The sequence below is a fragment of the Streptomyces sp. MB09-01 genome, assembly GCF_033794505.1.
In the GTDB taxonomy this organism is placed as follows: Bacteria; Actinomycetota; Actinomycetes; order Streptomycetales; family Streptomycetaceae; genus Streptomyces.
This window is the reverse complement of record NZ_JARAYQ010000548.1, coordinates 1-1408: the sequence shown is the minus strand read 5'-3', so window position 1 is coordinate 1408 and position 1408 is coordinate 1. Positions and strand designations below refer to the sequence as shown.

2 protein-coding genes and 1 pseudogene are annotated in these 1408 nt (G+C 73.4%); 1 reads left to right on the top strand and 2 read right to left on the bottom strand.

Annotation, left to right across the window (positions count from 1 at the left end; all coding sequences use genetic code 11):
* Positions 1–7: 7 nt before the first annotated feature.
* A complete protein-coding gene (locus PV721_RS43370) occupies positions 8–691 on the bottom strand; it encodes an HAD-IA family hydrolase (protein WP_319734377.1) in 684 nt (227 codons plus the stop codon).
* Between the two features lie 135 nt (positions 692–826).
* Positions 827–964, bottom strand: coding sequence for a peptidoglycan-binding domain-containing protein (locus PV721_RS43365; RefSeq protein WP_319734379.1), 138 nt, complete (start codon positions 962–964; stop codon positions 827–829).
* On the opposite strand from PV721_RS43365, the pseudogene PV721_RS43360 reads away from it, so the two are divergent.
* Positions 951–1408 (top strand): annotated as a pseudogene (locus PV721_RS43360) (hypothetical protein); the annotation flags it as partial. The gene PV721_RS43365 and the pseudogene PV721_RS43360 sit on opposite strands and share 14 nt — an antisense overlap.

Genomic DNA, 1408 nt, shown 5'->3' with positions numbered 1-1408 from the left:
CCAAGCCTCAGGCCCCCGCACCGACCGTGATCTGGATCGTGCCGTCCGGGGTGGTCGTCACGGCCAGGGTCTTCAGGTCCGGGACGTGGGTCGTCGGGGCGTGGGCGGCCGCGCGGGGGCCCACGCCGATCACGCGCATGCCGGCCGCGCGGCCGGCGGCTATGCCGGCGGCCGAGTCCTCGAAGACGATGCAGTCGGCCGGGTCCACGCCCAGTGCGGCGGCGCCCTTGAGGAAGCCCTCGGGGTCGGGCTTGCTGGCCTGGACGGACTCGGCCGTCACCCGTACGGCGGGCATCGGGAGGGCGGCGGCCGTCATCCGGGCCGTTGCGAGGGCGGCGTCCGCGGAGGTGACCAGGGCGTGCGGCAGGGCGGCGATCGCCGTCATGAACGCCGAAGCGCCCGCGACCGGGACCACGCCGTCGGTGTCGGCGGTCTCGCGGGCCAGCATCACCGCGTTCTCGGCGTGGTTGACCTCCATCGGGCGGTCCGGCAGGAGGACGGCCATGGTGGCGTAGCCCTGACGGCCGTGCACCACCTTCAGGGCCTCATGTGGGTCCAGGCCGTGGGACAGCGCCCAGTCGCGCCAGCAGCGCTCGACCACCGCGTCGGAATTGACGATCGTGCCGTCCATGTCCAGGAGGAGAGCCTTGGCGGTGAGGACGACGGGTGCGGTGGTCGTGCTGGCCGGCATCGGCGGGGCTCCAGACGGGGCGGGAAAAGAGAACAAGTGGTTCCGTCCACCGGTCAGGGAATGAGGACGGAACCACTTTGTTCCTACACGATACAAAACAAAGGGCGGTCCGCGCCACCAGCCGACGTGTGACTCCTATCCCTCCAGCGCCTTGCGGGTCACGGGGCCGTAGACGCCCCACTCCTGGTCGTCGATGCCGTGGTCGTACTGGAACTGCGACAGCGCGTCCTCCACCCTCCAGTCGAACCTCCCGTTGATCTTGCCCCGGTACAGACCCTGCGCAGACAGCAGACGCTGCAGCTTCTCGACCTCCGGACCCGAGTCCCCGTACCGCAGGATCGGGGCCTGCGAGGCCGGCGGCGGGGCCGACGAGCGGCTCGCGCTGGGTGACGGGCTCGCGGACGGCGGCGCGGACGAGCGGGACGCGCTCGGTGACGGGGACGGCGACGCCGACTTCGAGGCGCTCGGCGACGGGGAGGCCGAGGCGGACGGGCCGGCCGAGGCCGGGGTCCGGGTCGGGGACGAGGACGGCGCGGGCAGGGCGGCGCTCGCCCCGGGGGCCGGCGCCTTCGCGTCGACCAGGGCGGCATCGCTCCCCGAGGAGCTCGGCAGCACCCACACCGCCATGGCCGTACCGCTGAGGGCGACCACCGCCGCGGCCCCGATCAGCAGCGCCAGAGGGCGGCGTGAACCGGAGCCGGTTCGCTTCTCCGGGCC